The sequence below is a fragment of the Seonamhaeicola sp. S2-3 genome (genome assembly GCF_001971785.1).
Lineage (GTDB): Bacteria > Bacteroidota > Bacteroidia > Flavobacteriales > Flavobacteriaceae > Seonamhaeicola.
This window is the reverse complement of record NZ_CP019389.1, coordinates 2,401,713-2,422,538: the sequence shown is the minus strand read 5'-3', so window position 1 is coordinate 2,422,538 and position 20,826 is coordinate 2,401,713. Positions and strand designations below refer to the sequence as shown.

Genomic DNA, 20,826 nt, shown 5'->3' with positions numbered 1-20,826 from the left:
ATTAATTTTTGTATTTATTAATGCCATCTTTTAAAGGATACGGCACTTTTTCTCCATGTTTTGTCCAAGTTCCGGTTGGGGCATTGTTTTTTATGAGCCATTCTCGCAACTTATTATTCATTATTAACGCTACATCAAGTATCTCTTGATTTGGATTTCCACTTAAAAGATTAGTGGTTTCGCTTATGTCATTACTAAGATTATAAAGCTCATAAGACTCGTCTTCGTAACGATAAAATAATTTATAATGTTGATTGTTGGAATGCCTGTAATGAATAACTGATTGAGGCATATTGCGCACATCCATATAGCCTGGAAAATGCCAAAACAACTCATTTTTATCATCAAGAGCGTCGGTTTCTTCTTTTAAAACAGGCATTACCGATTTACCATTTATCTCGTGTATTTTAGGATTTGGTAATTTAGCTCCTGCGATTTCTGCTAGTGTAGGGTAAAAATCGATTGCATGAACTTCTTGAGTTTTATTTACTGTATTTGGATGTATTACTCCTGGATATCTAAAGATTAAAGGGACACGAACACCACCCTCATAAAAGGTTCCTTTTCTTAAACGTAATGGTCTATTATCTGTAGGCCCCATGAAACCACCATTATCCGAGTAAAAAATGACCAAGGTATTTTTGGCAATTCCGTCTTTTGTATCACCATCTCCATTTGGGTCTTCTAGCGCGTTTAGTATACGTCCTACTGTTTGATCTAAAAGTTCTACAAAAGCAGCGTAATCCGCTCGATTATGCCTTGGATCCTGAGGTATTTTAGATTTGTATTTAGCCTCTAAATCTGGACGCGGAAGTATGCTAACGTGTACAGCATGAAAAGGAATATATGCAAAAAATGGAGCGTCTTTTATTGATCTATCTTTTATATAATCTATAACCGCATCTCCCAATGCATCGGTAAGATGTTTTGGAGTACCTTCCAATTGCCAAGGATCATTTCCGTTTTTTAGAGGTTCTAATACATTGTGTATGTATGCTGAATCGTATGGCTGTGCATAAGGTTTTAACAGGTCGTGATTAAAAATCCAACCTTTATTATCATCGTTCTGTGCGAAAAACTCATGTTTTACTTTCACACCATTTACAGTAGCATTTGTTTCTTTTCGAAGTGCTAAGTTATAATCAACACCAAGATATGTGGATGCATGCTCTTCGGTTTTAATAGCATGAAGCTTTCCAAACCATGCCGTGTGATACCCCACATTTTTTAAGGTTTCAAAAATGGAAATACAATCCTCTTTCAAATAATTATTTTGAGTATGAGGGGTGATAGCTGTTACAACTCCTTTTGAAGCTCTTTTTAGACTACCTACATTATACACTCCATTTTGATTACCTGTAGCATATTGCCCAGTAATAAGCGCCGCACGGGTAGGTTGACAGTTTTGTTGAGCGTAGGCATAAGCAAATGACTTCCCTTGCTCTGCTAATTTATCTATGTTAGGAGTTTCATAGTACTTAGAGCCATTACTCAAACTTGTATTAGGTGAACTTAAATCTGTCCAACCTAAATCATCTGCCATAATAAAAATGATATTAGGTTTTTGGTTTGATTCTTTTTTTGCTTGAGAGCAAGCCACAGAAGGCGCAGTTAACAAACTTAATATTGCTATTTTTATAACTAAAAAATATTTAAGTTTCATTTTATTCCTTTCCTGTTTTGAATTACATTACTTATCAGCTCCAATAACTTTAACAGGTCTAACGCTTTCTCCGTTTACACGAGCTTTTTGCTCTACAAAATAGGGTTGAAAGGTATAGTTGGATTCTGAATCCCATTTTGAATTCTCTTTTGGCAAGTATCCTTTTAACTCTTCCATTTTTTCTTTGTACTTAGGATTGTTGGCTTCGTTATACCATTCATTTGGGTCGGTTGTATGGTCATAAAATTCTTCAGTACCATCTTCATATTGAATGTATCTGTATTGGTTTGTTCTAACCGCATGGTTATTCATTCCGTAAGTTGTAAGTGCGTAAGTATCTTCTATTCCTTCATCATTCTTCATCATACCCACCAAACTTTTACCTTCGTTTCTTTCGTAAGCAGGAAGATTAGCTAACTCTAATAAAGTAGGGTATATAGACAACATTTCAACTGGCGCATCAATTTTCTTTCCTTTAGGTAAATGAGGTCCTGCAAACATCAATGGTGCTTTTGTAGCCGTTTCCCATAAGGCATGTTTTGCAAACGTTCCTTTTTCTCCTAAACGATAACCATGGTCTGACCATAAAACAATTACAGTATTATTAGCATATTTGCTACTTTCTAATGCATCTAGAACCCGACCTAATTCGTAATCTACATAACTCATACAGGCTAAATAAGCTTGCACAATTTTTTTCCACTCACCACTTTCAATAGCCCATTCTGTAGACGGCATCATGGGTAAATCATTAATTTGTAATCCTACAGGTGGAATATCTTTTAAATCATCAGCTAAATACGGAGGTGTTTCTATACTATCCAAAGGATGCATATCAAACCATTTTTGTGGTACATATAATGGTACATGAACTCTTAAAAAACCTAGCCCTAAAAAGAAAGGTGTATCATAATCTCTCTGTAAACGCTTAATAGCCCAATTTGCAGAATCGTGATCAGGCATTAAAGTATCGTTTTCTGGAAAAGCGCCCCAATCTGTATTTGTTTTTCCGTGAACACCTTTAATTCCTTTACCTCTTCCATCCCAAACAAATCGTTTTTTGGGATAAGGACCAAATCCTTTTACTCGCCCTCCTGATTCATTGAACATGCTATCTGGTGCATGGATATGGAATAATTTCCCTATACCCATGGTATGATAGCCATTTTGTTCAAAATACTCTGGCAAAAAGGTAATATCCTTAGTAGCATCATTACCAGGTCTGCGAATTGAATTATCGGGTGTCATGCCGTAAATACCTGTGGTTGATGGCCGTAAACCTGTCATTATTGAAGCTCTTGATGGCCCACATAAAGGCGCTTGTACATGTGCATTTGTAAAAGTAACTCCCATATCTGCAAGCCTATCAAAATTTGGGGTTTTTACATTTGTAAAATTATCGATAGGTCCAATCATATTATTTAAATCATCAACAGCAATAAATAATACATTGGGTTTAGCAGCTTCTTCATTTACGACTTCAGTTTTTTCATTTTTACATGAAAAAAAAGCCAATGAAACTAAAAATAACAACTTTGTGCATTTCATAATTTTCTATTTAGCTCTAAAAGCCTTAATTTTTTGTTTTAATTCTTTTACTATTTCAGGATGTGAAGTCGCCAAATTATGCTCCTCAAATGGGTCTTCATCTATATTAAATAATTGCACTACTTCATCTTTCTTTCTTACGGGATCTGGAACAATAATTTTATATGGAGGAAAAATGGCCATATTGTAATACATGCTATTTTCAATGGTATCAAAATCATGTGCATATACTTCTCCGAAAATACCCTCGCGATTTTCTAGTTCGTTTTCTTTTAAAACGCTAATTCCAGGTAAATTTTCAGGTTTTTCCATATTTAACACATCTAAAACTGTGGGTACCATATCAATACTACTTACTACTGTTGTAGAATCCATTTTTGGTTTTATTTTACCTGCCCATTTATACATTATTGGTGTTCGGATTCCCATATCAAAAGGTGCTCTTTTTGAGTGCTTAAGGTAACCGCTTTTTTCTGGGTCTTGTGCCCAACCATTATCGCAAACATAAACAAACAACGTGTTTTCTGTTAATCCTTTATCTTCAAACAAATCGAACAATTCACCACAAGTTTCATCAAACCACTCGCACATGGCCCAATATTTTGCTAAGTGTTCTGAGTCTGTTTTCTTTTTATATTTTTCATATAATCTAGCTGGAGGATTGTGCGGTCTATGAGGTAAAAATGGTGCATACCATAAAAAGAAAGGCTTCTTTTTTTTAAGAGCTAAATCCACATAACTATTTAGAGTATCTAAGCCTTTTCTACCAATTTCTAATCCGTAATCGCCATGACGACCACCACGTTTAGGATCTCCATGTGTCATACCATAATCAAAACCGCCTACTTTATGATTTCCGTGCCACCATTTTCCGGTTTGAAAGGATAAATAGCCCTTTTCTTTTAATAAATCTGGCAGTGTGGTTTGCTTTTCAAAAGCAGTAATTACTGGTTTGTAAGCTTCAGCTCTATTTTTCTTTCTTTGTTTTATATCCTTGACGCGCTCATAAACTTTGTCATTTCCTAAAATACCGTGATCTTTTGGATAAAGTCCTGTAATGATTGAGGCAAGTGATGGTGAACATAAAGGTGTTGGCACATACCCGCGGGTAAAGGTTAAACTCTCTGAAGCAAACTTATCCAAACGCGGTGTTTCTATATTCTCATTGCCCATAAAACCATAATCGGTCCAAGATTGATCATCTGATAAAATGAATACAATATTTGGTGTTTGAGCATTTTCTTTTGGTTCTTTTTCGTTGTTTTTAGTTACTTCACTCTTCGATTTATTTCCACAGGAAAACAATATACAAAGTGTTAAAAGAACAAAACTAGCTTTTCTTATTACTTTCATTTTTAGTTAATTTAGTTTATTATTCTTATCATTTAAAACTGATGCTTCTTTACCATCTCTTTTAATGGGTCCATTATCACCTAACAAATACATTTTCCTAAAATCTGTTCCGTCTTCTTTTTCTCCTACAATTATTCTAGCATCTGGGTGTGGATTATCAATAAGAGCTGATATCACAAAACCAGCATTTTCTCGACTTAAAAACACCTGTTCTTTTGTAAATGTTTTTCCTCCATTAGAGCTATCCCACCTGCTTACTTCGGCACTATGTTCTTCGGTTTGATTTTCCATGTAAACACTAATTTTTTCAGCTGATGTTACTTCTACATCGCCATTACCAATAGGCAATCCAGAATTTTTACTTTGCAACCATTTTTTGCCATCCCACCTGAAATGTTGTAATCGTTTTGGTCCGCTACGTTTTTCACCTATATCTGGACCAACTAGGATACAAACATGCGGATTTCCATTTGGATCTAGGTCGGCTATCGACTGAAATGTCCAATCTGTTCCCGTATTTGTTACCAAGGTTTTTTCATCTGCCATTTCTTTAGTTAAAGGCATTTCTAAAAGTTCGTTTTTAACATTTTTCCATTGTCCTGTCTTGGTATTAAAAACCATATAATACAAATTATGTCTTTCAGGAATATGCCCTCTTTTATCTTGAGCGTTTTTATTATCTCTGCAAATATGGTAATCGAATGCTATAATGATATCATCTCCATTCCCACGACTAACCCAAGGATACCAAGAATCTTCCGCTTCAATATGTTGTAGCCGTTTATGCTTTAAAAATGAAACAGGTTCGGCAAAAGTCAAACCATTGTCGGTTGATTTTTGATACACCCAGTCGCTTCTATGCGCACCATGACGATAAAACAAATAGATATCTCCATTATCCATTTTTACAAACTGATTGTAAGTGCCAAAAGGCGGAATATTATCAAGTGTTTCCCAGCTTGAAATATCTAAAGGTTTTTTAGAAATAGCATGTTGATTTTTTCCACCATGATAATTTCCTAATCTGTTTTTTCCATGCTTAGGCATACCACCATGCCCTCCAAATGCAATATGAATATAACCCGCATCATCAATAAGAATTGCTGGCTTACCGTGATTGTCTATTTTCTTTTTACGATTCGGGTCTTTTCCCAACTCACTCACGCCTGCTTTAAATGGTCCTTTCCATTCTTTGGTATTATGATTATAAGACACTACATAAGGATCTTCTAAAGGGCCTTGGTAAGCCACATATGTGATTCCTTTGTGATAGACTCCAGAAGGATGTTGTACAATAGCAACAGCATTTCCATAACCATTATCGGCAAAATAGTCTACCATTTGCGCTTCTATAGTATCGATGGGTAATTCTTGCTTATTAGATTTACAACCAATAATTATAAAACACAGAAATATCTTAATTATAAATTGTTTTATATTCATTATTATTTTTTAAACCTTTAATTTTATTTAACTATTAGTTTTTGGGTATATTGCTCACCTTGCTGGTCACGAATCACTACAAAATACAATCCGCTCTTAATATTGTTTTCTTTAACGCTAACATTTAATGTATTCTGAACCGCATTATTTGCATACACTTCTACTCCTAAAGCATTATAAATACGTAGCTTATTCCAAACTGCATTTTTTAATTTTATGGTAAATGAATTAGTGGTTGGGTTTGGATATACTAATAGTTTAGATTGGTCTTTTACGATGTCGTCAGATAAAGACAAACTGTTTAACTTAAATTCAAAGGAATCTAAGTCAAATCCATAATCTAATAAACTAAACCTTAATACATGGGTTCCTGCTTCTAAATCAACACTCCCTATAGTCTCGGTTAAATAATTACCAGAGCCTGTGTTTGTTAAAATAATATCACTTAAAAGCGTAATATTTTCATCGGGAAAAGACACTGTAAGTTGTTTAAATGCCGGACTTCTTCTTGTTTGATGTGTTACTTCTAAATCATAATTACCAGCTTGTGCAACATGAATAGTAAATTCTAGCCATTCTCCCGATTTAATATCTCTAACAATTTTGCCATTCGAACTAATATCAACCATCTCATCGGGTCTAAATGTTGAACTATTTTGGTTTTTCTTATCCCAATAAGCAATATCAATACCTCCATTGTCGTAATGTTCAAATTCTATTTTTCCAGGAATAGCATGTGGTTTATTATCTGGAGTGTATGCCCATTGTTTTGGCGTTAATAGGGTAAGTGTTCGTTCTTCTACAACATCCGATGCGTCTTTTGCTTCAATTTTAATTAAATAAGAAAGGTCGGTCATGTTTGTTAATTCTGGTATTGAAGACCATACATAAGGTGCCTCTGTTAAAGTACCTACATTTACATTGTTTACATATAATGTGGCTTCTGTAAAATCGGTTCCAACAATACCTTCAACCGTTAAATTGGTTCCTTTTGGTATTTCTTGATTATTCTCTAAATTTTTAAAGCCTAAAACCCGACTTAAATCGGCTTCAACCTCAATAACCTTTTGTCCTTTATTACTTGCATCTGCAGTAAGTGAATGCGAGCCATAAGTAAGACTTGTTCCTTCTCCAATATATAAAGTAATATACGCCTTGTCTATACTTTGCTCATATCGAACTACGGCAAAATGCCCTGTAAACTCAATTCCAACATCAGGCAAACTCAATACTTTAGATGCATCTTCTTGACAAATTACATAATCGGTAACTACTTTATCACCTATTTGGCTTTCTACTTTTGCCCCAACAATAACCTCGCCTCTATACAAATGCTCTACAGATTTTACACTTGTATTTGTAGATTTTGAAGGTTCAAAAATATGTACATAAGGTTTGTTCCAGGCTTCACCTTGTTGCCTGATAGCCACAATTTGCGTTTTTTTATTAATATAACCTCCTTTTGCTTCTCGGGTTGCTGGACCAAGTGCTTTGGTATATTCTCTAACTACTCCAGAAGGCGCAAACATATTCATATAGGTATTGGTTTCATTCAAATCGAAACGCACTTGAATAGCTGCATCTGTTGCTGCTGTTACGTTTGTATCTTCAAAAAAGCGCCACCCTGGAGATTTCTGTAGGTCACCAATATCGTTTTGATATCTGGTAGTTGGAGTAACCGCTAGCTCTGTGCCATCCATAGTCATAATATTGGTAGCATCTCCTAAATTATGATATATATAATCGTGAAAATTATTTGCCCCTAAAGATTTTGAGCGGAACATATCAAAATAATACCCCGTAGTTTCACTGGTTCTAATGGTACTAAGTGTTCTCTTTTGTTGATCATTATTTACAGTATCATCTAAAAACTGCGTAGCAAAACTAAAATTTGGATTTATAGGATCTTCTAAATGTTTTGGTTCTGCCGCTTCATTTACTGTTGTATCCATCCACAAATACGAATCTGAATTCCAGGAGCCTGGTTGTATCCCATGAGTTGTGCCATTTACAATCATGGTATTATTTCCGGCATGTCTCCAAAAGTAGTTTTCATGTTCTGGTTGGCTTCTTTCTGCAAGTGTTTTTGGTAATCCTGCATTCGCAGCCATAATATATCCTGCGCCGTATAACTCCATAGTGATACCTGTACAATGCGAATGCACATAGTGTGCTCCTCCAATAATACCGCACAGTCCATAATCTTCATTATTATCTTCTACATAATTACGTTGTAGCGCAACCCCTGCATGTTTAATAACCACCGTGGGCTTTTGAAAATTAATTTCGCCTTCTATAGTTTCAGGAATATTTATTCCCCAAAATAATTGTTCGAAAGCGTAGAAATTTCCAAAAGTAGATATAGGAACGGGAGGATTATATCCCCCATTAGCATCATATGATTGTTTTAATGCAACTTTAGCTTTTTGCTCATAGGAATCAAAGCCTTTTCTAGAAGCCAAATTTAATGTATATCTATACAATTGTGCAGTACCATCATTATCTCTATGCGAATCTCCATAACGCACAAAACGCCTATTTGGCATTCTTAAGTTATCAAACAAAAAGTTCCCATCTAGAATATGCATATTATTATCCATTACATTTAATTCTGGTTTAATGCGGTCAACAAGATTTAACACCAATGTAACATTCTGCATAAAGCTATAACTTAATGCTTCTGGCCATATACCTTGCTCACCAAACATAGGTAATATGGTTTTTGTAAATGAATTTTGCTCTTTTGTACCAACATTCCAAAACACATTAAACATACGTTCTCGTTCGGTATCATCTTCCACACAAAGAATGCTAAATAGCACCCCTGGTGCTCTTAATATAGGGTGATTACTTACGGTTTTTCCATATTTGGTATCTGCTCCACCATGTTCATGTAAGGCATTCATAGCAATATTATAAACCGCTTTTTGCGCTTTTGTGTTATCAAATGCAATCTTAGTACCTGTAGATTTCTGATACACTTGTGTACTTGGTAACTTTAAGTAATTTACCATAAAATCATAAGCTATTGCAAATTGCGCATAGCCAGACCTGGGGTCATAAAAATCACTTCCACTCATTGCCGTATTACTAGGTGTTCTTGGAGCAAGTTCCTCTATATAATACCAAAGAATATCTGCTGCAAACTGAGCGTACTTTTCCTCACCTGTTATATAATAAATCATAGCAGCGTATGATGCATAATTAAGTACTTTTGAATGTGCTGCATTTGTAGTGGCCTGAGCTTCGGATAAGTTATCATCGGCCGCTAATGCTGGTATGGTGTTTAGAATTGCTAAAGGATTTGTAATGTGGGTTGAAACTTTATCATCTACAGCAGCTTTTGCTTTTGTTACAATACTACTTGCCCAATTGTAATCTTCAATCTTTGCTAAAACTTCAGGTTTCTCTGCTGGAGTAGTCCAAATAACGGGATGTTGTAAGGACTGCCCTGATAGAAACAACACTTGTAGCAATGCTATTCCTAATATTAGTTTATTCATCATTTTTATTTTGGTTTTTAGTTTAGTTGATGTGCTTTTTAATTTTATTTATAATTTCTGATAATGAAAAACATGAATCTTAACAGGGCCTAACAAACCGGAGGTTAATAATTCATCATCTTTACTCCAATGTTTCCAAGACGGAAACGTGGTTCGTTTACTGGGTCGTTTGGTATCATTTAATAACCAGTCTGGTAGTTTTTTTATTTTATCTCCTTTACGTTCATAATCTAAAGGCAAATTTTCATCGCCAATTAATTTGTTTGGCCATAAATTGGTCACTTTAACCTCTAAGATATTTTTGCCTTTTTTTACAAAACCATCAATATTGGTTCTAAAAGGTGGTTTCCATAAAGTACTTACTTTTTTTCCATTGATGCTTACTTCTGCAATTACGGCAACACTTCCTAAATCGAGTTCTAAACCTTTATCATTATTTTGAAGTAAATCATCAGACAATTCAAATGCTTTTGTATAAGTTGCTGTTCCTGAAAAGTGTTGAATACGTTCGTCTTTATGATTTGACCAAGATATTAACGCATTAAACGTTTCATTTATATTTTTTTCTGAAGCTACGGAAAATTCAACTTCCCATAAATTTGATAAATCAATAGGAGTTGGTATTGAAGTTACTTTAGCTGTTTTTGTTTCTCCAGAAGCATCTTCAAAAGTTATTTTACCTGGATATGGAGTTACCCAATTGATATCATTCCCTTTATAAACGAACTTAGATTTTGGTGTGTCTTTTGATAGTTTTAAAATTTGACCTTGAGGAATGAACATCGTGCGTTCTTCACCATCTGTTTTGTATGTAATTTTTAAGGCTGTTTTATCACCTTCTGGAATTTTATTATCTATCAATTCATTAGAAACTAAAATCTCAAACGTATTGTTTGAAACTAAATCTTTAATTTTATCAGTAACCTCAAAGGTTTTATAATTTTGAGGAATGCCTTTGGTTTCTGCTTTAAATTTTCCGAAGACAGCCTTTAACACTTTTAGCTTTTTATTTCCGGCATCAACAGCAATATGCTCTCGCTCTTCAGCATAAATTTGATGTTTGGTATCACCAATTTGATATTCCATTCTAAACTCTTTTTTGTAGCCCATGGCAGGATCGCAATCGCAAAACGCACGAGACATTTTAAAGTCTAGTTTTCCACCTTTTATGGCATTATTTACTTGGTCTGTAAGATCGATTAAACCTTCTTGCAGAAATGTTCCGTATTCGGCTTTTACAATTTCTAAATTCGAAAGCGGTTCTGGTTCTAAAGGTTCTAATTCTACTGAAGCCGAAACGATATGATTAGAATTTGAATCCTTCTGAAAGACAATGAAAACCGATTCTTCCATGCCTAATTGCAAAGGAACTGTTGTTGTTCCATCTAAATTTTCACTAAAGACCACCAAATCCTTTATGGTTCCTTTTTCTGCGTTCCAGAGTTCTGGTTGTTTTCCTGAAACTCGAAAACGTGCTGTAATTTCTCTGGCTTCCTTTCTAGCATTGGCGATAAAATAAATATCGGCATCATTTGTTTTTCTATGGATGAAACTTAAATCTGTTTTATCGCTACTTTCTATTTTAAAATCTGGTGTTTGCTCACTTAAAACAGCTTCAATAGAAATGTCTTTTATCAAACCTGTTTCCCATAATTCATCAACATAGGTTTTAACCTCATTATCGCAATTTGGATAATCGGTTAAACTTGGCGATTGCGAAGGCTTCTTTCCAATTACTTTTGCACCACCAGCAACCAATTCTTTTACTTTTTTTAAGGTTTCTGGTTTTATGAAATGAGATTCTGGCAATACCAACACTTTATAAGTATTTCCAACTGAAGAGTAAATTGTTCCATCTTTAACAGTTAGATCTTTCAATTTATTAGCCCCAATCAAATCATAATCAAAACCCATGTGTTTAATTTCTGGCTTTAAAAATGCGGTATTTGGTGATGATTCTCCAGTAAATACTAAAACATCAGCTACATTTTTTCCCTGTTGCAACAAATATTGCGAGCGAGCTATATAATCCATATAGGCTTTTCCCTGCGACCACCAGGTATTTAATCGGTTAAAATCTGTACCGTGATAACTCAATTCTAAACCGGGAGCCACATCCCAAGGTTGATGCACATAGGTATGGAAAATAAATCTTGTAATGCCCTCTGCCCAAGCTCTATCGCCTATCGATTTTAGTTGTGCAGGATGCTCGTCCCAACCACCAATTCCTGTAAAAGATTCTGCACCAACAATAGCACTACCATTTAAATGCGCTATAGAAGACACGAATTTAGAAGAATCAAAAAACGGATAGCCCCCACTCCAAAACTCACACATCACAATATCACCAGTGGCGCCGACTTGCATATTATCAAAAGGTCCCCAATACGGTTCTACAGAAAATTTCAAGTTGTTTTTATGGCATAACTCTGCGAAATGTGCGTAATAATTCTCTGCGATTAAATCGCCAATAGTTCTTCTAAAATCCCACAAAAAACGCTCTGATATTTCGCCACTATCCACATAATACCCCGCTAAGGTTGGTAAATATGACGTTAAATTGTAGCCTCTTAAATTCTCGAATTGCTTTTCAAAACCAGCTGTCCAATTGGTTGTTTCTACTTCGTAACTATCAATTAAGCAATTATTTACAGTAGTTCCGATTAAATCTCCTAACTTATCAATAATAGGTTGCACTCCACCGTTCCAATAGGCATCAACTGCGGTTTTACTCATTTTATCAACTTCCAACCCTTTACCTTCTGCAGGAGCAGGCCGGTTTGTTGTTCCAATTGGCGTGTGACCAAATCGTAAAACAATCCAATCTCCTTTTGGGGCATTCCAATTTAAAACCCCATCATTAGAAACTTTTTCTGATAAATTGATTACCGCTTCTTTTGAAATAACAGCATTCTCGGAAATATTTTTAGTGTCTGGTAATAAATGATTTCGAATACGTTCTGATAATATTTTATAATCTAAGCCATCAATTTTTTGAGTTTCTTTTGGTTTTGGAAAAGCCAAAACAGCTATGTCTTTATAATAGTTAAATTTCGTTTTTGGCTGTGGTAATTTACCCTTAAAATTTTGATTGCCTTTAACTTCAATTTTACTAAAAACCACCGTTTGCATTGCGTTTTCGGGAGTAACCCAAGGCCCTCCACTAGACGACCAACCCGCACTATTATGAAATGACAATTCTAACCCTAAACGTTTGGCTTCTTCTGCCGAAAATTTGAATAAATCTAGCCACTCCTCGCTTAAATATTTTACAGGTCCTTTTGGAAATCCTAAATGCACATTAAACAATTGTGCTTCTTGAATGCCCACTTGTTTCATGGCTTCTAAATCTTTGGTTATGCCAGATTTAGAAACGTTACCACTTATCCAATGCCACCAGGTTCTTGCTTTAGCTTGGTTTGGTGGATTTTGGAATCCGGATTCTAATGTTACACCTTCTTCTTTTTCAGTGCAATTAGTAAAACAAAAACAAAATGCTATTAAAAAGAGGCATGTTATATTTTTCATGACACTGTAATTACTTTTTTATAATTTTTGATGTAGAAATCGTTACAGGCCCTAGTAATCCAGAGGGTAACAGTTCATCAGTTGCTTTTTGAAAGGAATAGGCACTGAATGTTTTACGAGGCCCTTCTGGAAGTGGTTGATTATTCCTATACCAATCTGGCATTTTTTTAATTTTTCCATTTTCATCTCTAGCATTATAACTTGGGCTACCACGTCTGACCTCGTATCCTGTTTGGTTGGGTAATTTTTCATCACCAATTAAACGGTTAGTCCATTGATTGGTGACTTGAATTTCTAAAATATTTTCACCCTCTTTTAGAGCTGTCGTTATATTTAAAGAATGTGGTGATATCCAACTTACACCAACTTCTTTTCCATTTAAAATAACTTTTGCAATAACATTTACTTTTCCTAAATTGAGTTGAAATTGTCTATCGGATTGCAACATTCCTTTTTCTATGTTGAAGGTTGTTTTGTAAATGGCTGTTCCAGAATAATGTTTTATTTGTTCTGTTTTATGGGTGGTCCAATCAAACAATTTGTCTGTTTGTATCGTGGCCTTGTAAAAGTCTTGTTCTCTAAAATTGATTTCCCAATTGCCTTTAATTTGGATAGGATTTGGAATATCGTTTACCTCTATAGTCCAATTTTCTAAATCATTTATTTTTGCAGTGTAGTTTCCATTTGCATAAACTTCGGCCTGTAAATTATTGTCACTGTCTAAACTGAACGTAGGTTTTGGCAAATCATTAGATTCTGTATAAGTAACTTTAGGTTGTTTTTCTTTCGGGTCTTTAAAGACTACAAAAACCGATTCTTGAGGGTGTAATGGAATGGAAATATCAGTTCTTCCATTTTTATTGGTGTACTCTACTAACCTTGTAATTTCTCCAGTTTCTGCATTCCAAAGTTCGGGTACTTTTCCTTCTACTAAAAAGCTACAATTTAGTGTATCAGCTTCTGTTAAATTATGATTGTAAACAAAATAAATATCTTCATTATCAGTACGTCTGTGGTAAAAATTAAAATCGGGTTGCCCTTCTACAATTAAATCTTTGTGAATGTTGTTTGCTTTAAAAATTCCCTCCCAATCTACATTACTATAAGTTCTTTCGTTAGACCAAATATCTTTTACTAAAGCATCAAATTCAGCTTCCATTTCTTTGGAAATGTTATACCCACCTAATTTTTTGGGTTTCTTACCAACAATTAATGCGCCTTGTTGTGATAGTTTATGAATACCTCTTAAAGTTTCTAGGTTGATGATATCATGTCGCTGCAAAGCCAAAGCATTATACGTAATGCCATTAGGTAATTTTAATTTTCCGTTTTCTACTGTTAGTCTATTTACAATTACATCAGAATTTACACAATCGTATTTATAAGCCGCTGGAAGTTTTGGCCGCATTTGGTTGGCGTGAATAACGTGACTTGGTGCTCTATCACCCACAAAAACCAACACATCTAGTACTGGATTTCCTTGACGTAACATAAACGAACCTCTTGCTAAATAATTGAACCACTCTGGGCCTGCGTTATCCCACCAGGTTTGTGTTCTATCAATATGAGACCCCACAAAACTCATACTCATTCCTGGTTTTACGTGGGTATTGGATTGATGCGCAAAACGATGAAACATATATTCATTGATTCCATTTGTCCATTCGTAATCTCCTTTTTGTTTGGCTAAAGCCGGATGAAAGCCCCAGTTTAATTTGGTACTTGTAAAGGCTTCTGCAGAAATTACGTTTTTTCCATAAATATGACCCGAAGATACTGCTGCTCGTTTATGATTGTTAGGTTTCCCTAACCAAAACTCACCCATAGGAATATCGGCATTTCTACCAGCATCTAAACTATTAAAAGGCCCCACAAATCCATAAGGCTCTATGTAAGATATTAATCCGTCTTGATGACATAATTCTGTGAAATAATCGAAATAATTGGTTACCATTAAATCGCTTACCAATTGTTTCATATCCCAAAAAACAGCTTCAACAGTTTCTTTATTTTCAACGCTTTTACCTGCATACATTAATAAAAAAGGAGTGAAATCGTAACCAAAACGTTCTTGGAATAGTTTCTCCATGTCGTCTGTCCAGTTTTGTGGTCCAACTTCATAACTATCTATTTCTACATATTGCAAGGCATTTGGCGCATCAACTTTTGCTTGTTCTACCAATTTCCCTACAAAGGCATCGTAATGTACTTTCAACGCTTTTTTACTGAATTTATCTACTTCAAGACCTTTACCTTCATCTGAAGACGGTTCGTTAGTGGCTCCAGAAGCCGTAAAACCAAAACGTATAATGGTCCAATTTCCTTTTGGCAATGTTGTTTTTAAAACACCATTGGCATCCATTTTATCTGTTAAAATGATAATATCTTCTTTTTTAATGAATGCTTTTGCATCGATATTTCCAATTGGGCGTCTATTTTTTCTATAAGACGTGTACTCCATTATATTTCCTAAAACAGGACTTGCGGAAAGTTGCATCTCATAAATACCTGCATCCATTTCGGTTTGTATTCTAAAATAACGGGCTGTAACTGGTTTAAAGCTTTCGTAGAAATAACATTCATCTTTACCAATACGTTCTTCTCTTGGCTTATGAGCTACTGTAAAATGAACACCATCATCAGATTTTAACAAAGTTAATCGTCCTTTACGTTTATTGATAAATACATTCATTGATTGGATGGTGTGTGCTTTTCCGTAATCGAATTGCACCCAACCTTTTGCTTTTAAATCTGCGTGTGTATTGGTTTGTTTGTCCGTGGCTAAGGCTACTTTAAAACTTTTATCTGAAGAGGTGATTATAGGATTTACATTCTCATCAATCAATTCGGTTTCTAACGATGGATATGCCAAAACAGCAATATCTTTGTAATAGTTATGTCTTGCTGGTGGTTGTGGCAATTTTACGTTAATTGCTTTACCTCCTTTAACAATCACCTGACTATTTACCACAACTTTCATGGCGTTTTCTGGGGTCACCCAAGGCCCACCACTAGAGGTCCAGCCATCACAGTTATGTACTCCAAAACTCAATCCTAATTTCTCACATTCTTTGGCTGCGTGGGTTAAAATATCACGATGTTCTTGTGAGTTGTATTTTACATCGCCTTCTGGTAATCCCATAGATACATTAAACACCAAAACACCACCAATACCAGCTTCTTTTATGGCTTTTAAATCTTTGGTAAAGCCTTCTTTAGAAGCATTTCCGCTATTGATGTGATACCACGTTCTGGGTTTTGATGCTTGTGGCGGATTTTTAAAACCTTCTTCTAAAGTTAAAAGTTGACGCTCCTTTTTCTTTTCAGTGCAATTACTGAAACAAAAACATAATGCTATTAAAAAGAGGCATGTTATATTTTTCATTTATTTTTGATTCAATTGTTCTAATACTTCATCAAAAGCATCTTCTTTAAATAGTTTACGTGCTTTATTTAAATCGGCTATAAATTTTTCTCTAGAATGCTTTATATCTTTTATCTGTTTGTATTCCCATTTTTTTTCGTTGGTTACATAAGGCAACATATATTGATATCCTTTTTTTATGCTTCTACCGTCTTCTGAAGTTGCATTCCAAAGATTCACCCCTACTTTTTGCCCCAAACGTGCCAATTCTAAAAAGGCATGTAAATTCATAACCGAATAAGAAAATGATTTGGTTCTTGCTAATTCTAAGGGTTGGCTTCCATCGGGTTCAATCTGACTAAAAATTCTGGATTTGGTTGTGGTTGACAAATATGCTTTGACCTCTTCAACCCTATTTAAATACAATAAAATGCTTAGCAGTTGCACATCATAATTGGTTCCATGGTTGTTCTTTCGGGTGGCTTCTTCCTTACCTAGCTTACTGTTTTTTAACCAATTACTATAATCGGTAAACCAGTTAACCATGCCTTCTTCTGTCTTTTTGTCTAGTATGTTTCTATCTTTTGCTAGCTCTAAAAATTTCAGCACATTGGTAATGTCTCCAAATTCAATGATACCAAAGCATCTTCCTTCTGATTTCCCTGGAACGTACTGCCCATAATTAACATTAGGGTTCATTTTGGTATCCGCATCTAAGAACCATGTTTGTATTAATTCTAAATTTTTATCGGCATATTTATTTTCATTGGTATAATAATAAGCTTTCGTTAAGGTATTTACAGCTGAAAGAAAATTTGCATTTGCTGTAAAATTATTTCGAGTTTCGGGATTTATTTCACCATCTTTTCTAATATAAGGCAAACCATTTTGGGTTTCTGGATTTGGCCACCAATACGGACCAATACTCATATAATCGTGTTTGTTACCACTAGGCGGAACTCCTTCTTTATTAACTACAGAAAACCCTTCAATATTTAATAATTTATTGGCTTGTTTGATTAAGTTATTGTAACTTTCAACAGCTTTTTCTTCGCCTGCTTTAATTAGTAATTGCTGCGCTTCTAATACTTCATATTCTATAATGTAAACGTTTTTACTACTCTGTTGTGCATTAATAAAATTGTATGCGCTTATAAAAAACACAACTACTACTTTTGTGTAAAAAACTAACATATTCTTCATAAATACTTAATAATAAAGTTGATTTACTTGCCATCTTTATTAGTGCTAAACTTAAATAGTAAAATGTTCACCACCAATAAAACCACAATAACGTAAACAACCGTCATGATTTATTTATAAGATTAATCTATAAACATTTCATCAATATAGGGACCACTTTCTCCTGTAGTTTCTATCTTAATGTTATTCGCACCAGCCTTTAAATTGATAATAGTAGGCACGAACCGCCACTCTTTTTCCCAACCACCAGTTGGCTTAAATTCTAAGGTTCTGATGTATTCGTCATTCACATATAATTTCATAGGGTGTAATTCCCCTTCATTATTGTGCATGTATCTAAAACGGATGCTATAATCTCCAGCTTCACCGTCATTTTCTTGATAGAAGGTAACTGCGCCTTCCTTTCCATCGAATCTTACAAAACCGCTTCCTTTATACCTGCGTGCATCATCACTTATCTTTGCTCCACCTTCAAGGATACCATCTTCAGCAGCAATGTTAACACCTCTACCAATCCACATGTCGGCAGAATGTTCATCTCCCCAAAACAAACCTTCGTTTTTCCCGAAACGCTCTTCCATAGTAAGTACAGTTTTACCAAGTTGTTTCACCACAACTTTTACAGTTGTGCCGTCTGAAACTTTAAACGGTTTTGAATAAACCAATCCGTTACTTTCTGGGTCGCTTCCATCAACAGTATATTTAATTTCGAAATTTGAAGTTTTAGGGTTTCCTAAAACAGGAATTTGTTCAACATTAATAGTAATCTTATTGGAAATATATAAGGCTTTATCACCTAAAATAGCTCCTGTAATTATTGAAGCGTTTTTAGCATTTTCTTGTTCTTCTAAAAACAATCTGGATTTACCAAAAAACAGACTTCTAAAATTGGTTTTTGTTCTGCTTGTAGGGTCTATGGGGTTACCGTTTTCAATGGATACTTTTTTTAAATCGCCTTGTATGTTGTAATACACTTTATTTTCTCCATAAGGATAGAAATTATTATGTTTATCTACACTTTCAGATGTTAAAATATAGCTTGCTGCAAATCCATCTTCGGCTTTTAATTTCTTTAAAGTAGTGTTTAATTTTGAAGGTTGCTTACTCGTGGTAAATGAGGTTTGTTTTACTTCCTTTCCATCTTTATAAGCTATAGCTTTAAGGGTTCCCTCTTTATAAGGCACCATCCATTCGCATTGCATTTCATTCCAGATAGTACCTGGTTTATCTTTTCCTAGTGATTTTCCGTTTAAAAATAGTTCTACTTCATCGGCATTGGAATATACCCAAACAGGAATTAGGGTTCGCTTTTTCATCCTTGGATGCGTCCAATGCGGTAACATATGAATCATAGGTTCATGGGTCCACTGACTTTGATAGAAATAGTATAAATCTTTTTTAAATCCAGCAACGTCTATGGCACCCCCCATAAATAAATTAAACGGTAAACCTCCATGTACTAAACCTGCTTCTCCATAATAATCAAAACCAGTCCAACGGAAGTGCCCACTATGCCATGGATTATCACGTACGACCTCCCAATATTTTCTTGCAGAAACTCTAACTGTAGCATTATCGTAAGACGAGTTAAAACGTTGCTTTCTATTTTTCCAATCTTTTGGGTTTAAGCCTTCATAAAAGAAAATTTCTTTATCGGTTAGATTAGGTAACTCATAAGTTCCTGGCAACTCATTATCTCGCCACCAAGTTTGTGTTCTGTAATAACCACGCGTTTGCCAAGTGTGGGGTGCTTCAGTAGAAATAAATGGTTTATCAAAGATTCTGTTTTCTATAAAAGATTTTGTTTCCGAACCACCATTGATACCAATAATATCCATATCTTCTGGATTGCCTGCTCCTGAAGTAAATAATCTCATTGGGTCTAAACTTTTACCAAATTTCACCAATTCTGGAGCGATATCGCTGTGGGTTTCATTCCCTAAACTCCAAACGAAAATACTAGGATGATTTCGGTCTCTGGTAATCCACTCTTTTACATCACGTTGCCACCATTCATCAAAGGCTTGTTTGCCATAATCTTGAGGTGCTTTTTTGTGCCAACCATCAAAAATTTCGTCCATGACCAGCAAACCTATTTCATCGCAGATATCGTAAAACATGGGTGGTGTTGGGTTGTGTGACGGACGAATGGCATTGATGCCCATATCTTTTAAAGATTGTAATTTCCAACGTAACATGGGTTTAGTCCATGCCCCACCAACAGGTCCGCCTTCCCAATGTTCGCAAACACCTTTTAGCTTTATATTTTCTCCATTTAACCAAAAACCAGTTGCTGTGTCCCATTTTACTGTTTTAAAACCAAAAGTAGTTTCTACTTCATCAACAACGTTTTTACTATCTATAATTCTAGTTACCGCTTTATATAAAATTGGTGTTTCTGGACTCCATAAATTAGGGTTATCTACTGTTAATTCTATACTTGTTTTATTTGAATTTATCTTCTCTATTTTTGAGTTTAACAGTTTGCCTTCTGCAGTAAATAAACTCACCTCGTAATTTAATTCTGTTTTACGCCCATTAATTTCTGCATTGATGATTACTGTGGCTTTATCTTCTGAAACGGAAGGTGTTGTTATAAAAATAGAATTGGGTTTAAAATGAACTGGATTTACCAAGATTAACCGAACGGGCGCATAAATACCACATGGGTGATACCAACGTGCTGAAGGTTCTAAACTATTATCAACTCTTACGGCAACTGTATTTTTTCCTTCTTTTAGGAACTTTGAAATATCATATCTAAAACTGATATAACCGTAAGGCCTTTTACCTAAATAATTACCATTTACCCAGACTTCACTATTCATATAAACCCCATCAAAATTAATATAAGTGGTTTTAGAAAGATTATTTTTTTCTACATTAAACTGTTTACGGTACCAACCAATTCCACCATCATGATACCCACCGCCTTGACCTTGATCGCCACCTTTACGAACACCTTTCTCGAAAGACCAATCATGCGGAACATTTAAAGTTTTCCATGACGAATCATCTAGATTTTCTTTTGAAAATGATGGGTCATCCTCTAGGATAAATCGCCAGTTATTATTGAAGTTAATTTCTGTACGTTGTGCATAGCCGAAAGCTATATAGATAACAAATAGAAGTATAGTTAGGCTATTTTTCATTGGTTTGTTTTGTAATAGAAAGAATCATAACAAACATAACTTATACGAGCGATAAATTAATCCTGTAGT

At 34.9% G+C, this 20,826-nt stretch carries 9 protein-coding genes; all 9 read right to left on the bottom strand.

Features of this window, described 5'->3' with window-relative positions; genetic code table 11:
* Position 1 precedes the first annotated feature (1 nt).
* The gene (locus BWZ22_RS10540) at positions 2–1,663 is read right to left on the bottom strand and encodes a sulfatase (RefSeq protein ID WP_076699887.1); all 1,662 of its coding nucleotides are present in this window, start codon (positions 1,661–1,663) and stop codon (positions 2–4) included.
* Positions 1,664–1,690: 27 nt separating this feature from the next.
* Positions 1,691–3,211, bottom strand: a complete 1,521-nt coding sequence (locus BWZ22_RS10535) for a sulfatase (protein ID WP_076699886.1) — start codon at positions 3,209–3,211, stop codon at positions 1,691–1,693.
* Between the two features lie 6 nt (positions 3,212–3,217).
* Positions 3,218–4,564 (bottom strand): sulfatase, encoded by a 1,347-nt coding sequence (locus tag BWZ22_RS10530; RefSeq protein WP_076699884.1) that lies wholly within the window; start codon positions 4,562–4,564, stop codon positions 3,218–3,220.
* Between the two features lie 6 nt (positions 4,565–4,570).
* A complete protein-coding gene (locus tag BWZ22_RS10525; RefSeq protein ID WP_076699883.1) occupies positions 4,571–6,007 on the bottom strand; it encodes a BNR-4 repeat-containing protein in 1,437 nt (478 codons plus the stop codon).
* Between the two features lie 23 nt (positions 6,008–6,030).
* Positions 6,031–9,510, bottom strand: a complete 3,480-nt coding sequence (locus BWZ22_RS10520; protein WP_198027600.1) for a T9SS type A sorting domain-containing protein — start codon at positions 9,508–9,510, stop codon at positions 6,031–6,033.
* 48 nt (positions 9,511–9,558) lie between these two features.
* A complete protein-coding gene (locus tag BWZ22_RS10515) occupies positions 9,559–13,038 on the bottom strand; it encodes a glycosyl hydrolase (RefSeq protein ID WP_083692301.1) in 3,480 nt (1,159 codons plus the stop codon).
* A gap of 10 nt (positions 13,039–13,048) precedes the next feature.
* Positions 13,049–16,423: a glycosyl hydrolase gene (locus tag BWZ22_RS10510; protein ID WP_083692300.1), complete on the bottom strand. Its 3,375-nt coding sequence runs from the start codon at positions 16,421–16,423 to the stop codon at positions 13,049–13,051.
* Positions 16,424–17,605, bottom strand: coding sequence for an alginate lyase family protein (locus tag BWZ22_RS10505; protein ID WP_083692298.1), 1,182 nt, complete (start codon positions 17,603–17,605; stop codon positions 16,424–16,426).
* A gap of 122 nt (positions 17,606–17,727) precedes the next feature.
* Positions 17,728–20,757 (bottom strand): sugar-binding domain-containing protein, encoded by a 3,030-nt coding sequence (locus tag BWZ22_RS10500; RefSeq protein WP_076699878.1) that lies wholly within the window; start codon positions 20,755–20,757, stop codon positions 17,728–17,730.
* Positions 20,758–20,826 lie beyond the last annotated feature (69 nt).

Coding starts and splice junctions, on each gene's coding strand:
- BWZ22_RS10540 (WP_076699887.1), bottom strand. CDS start 1,663: ATGAAACTTAAATATTTTTTAGTTATAAAAATAGCAATATTAAGTTTG.
- BWZ22_RS10535 (WP_076699886.1), bottom strand. CDS start 3,211: ATGAAATGCACAAAGTTGTTATTTTTAGTTTCATTGGCTTTTTTTTCA.
- BWZ22_RS10530 (WP_076699884.1), bottom strand. CDS start 4,564: ATGAAAGTAATAAGAAAAGCTAGTTTTGTTCTTTTAACACTTTGTATA.
- BWZ22_RS10525 (WP_076699883.1), bottom strand. CDS start 6,007: ATGAATATAAAACAATTTATAATTAAGATATTTCTGTGTTTTATAATT.
- BWZ22_RS10520 (WP_198027600.1), bottom strand. CDS start 9,510: ATGAATAAACTAATATTAGGAATAGCATTGCTACAAGTGTTGTTTCTA.
- BWZ22_RS10515 (WP_083692301.1), bottom strand. CDS start 13,038: ATGAAAAATATAACATGCCTCTTTTTAATAGCATTTTGTTTTTGTTTT.
- BWZ22_RS10510 (WP_083692300.1), bottom strand. CDS start 16,423: ATGAAAAATATAACATGCCTCTTTTTAATAGCATTATGTTTTTGTTTC.
- BWZ22_RS10505 (WP_083692298.1), bottom strand. CDS start 17,605: ATGAAGAATATGTTAGTTTTTTACACAAAAGTAGTAGTTGTGTTTTTT.
- BWZ22_RS10500 (WP_076699878.1), bottom strand. CDS start 20,757: ATGAAAAATAGCCTAACTATACTTCTATTTGTTATCTATATAGCTTTC.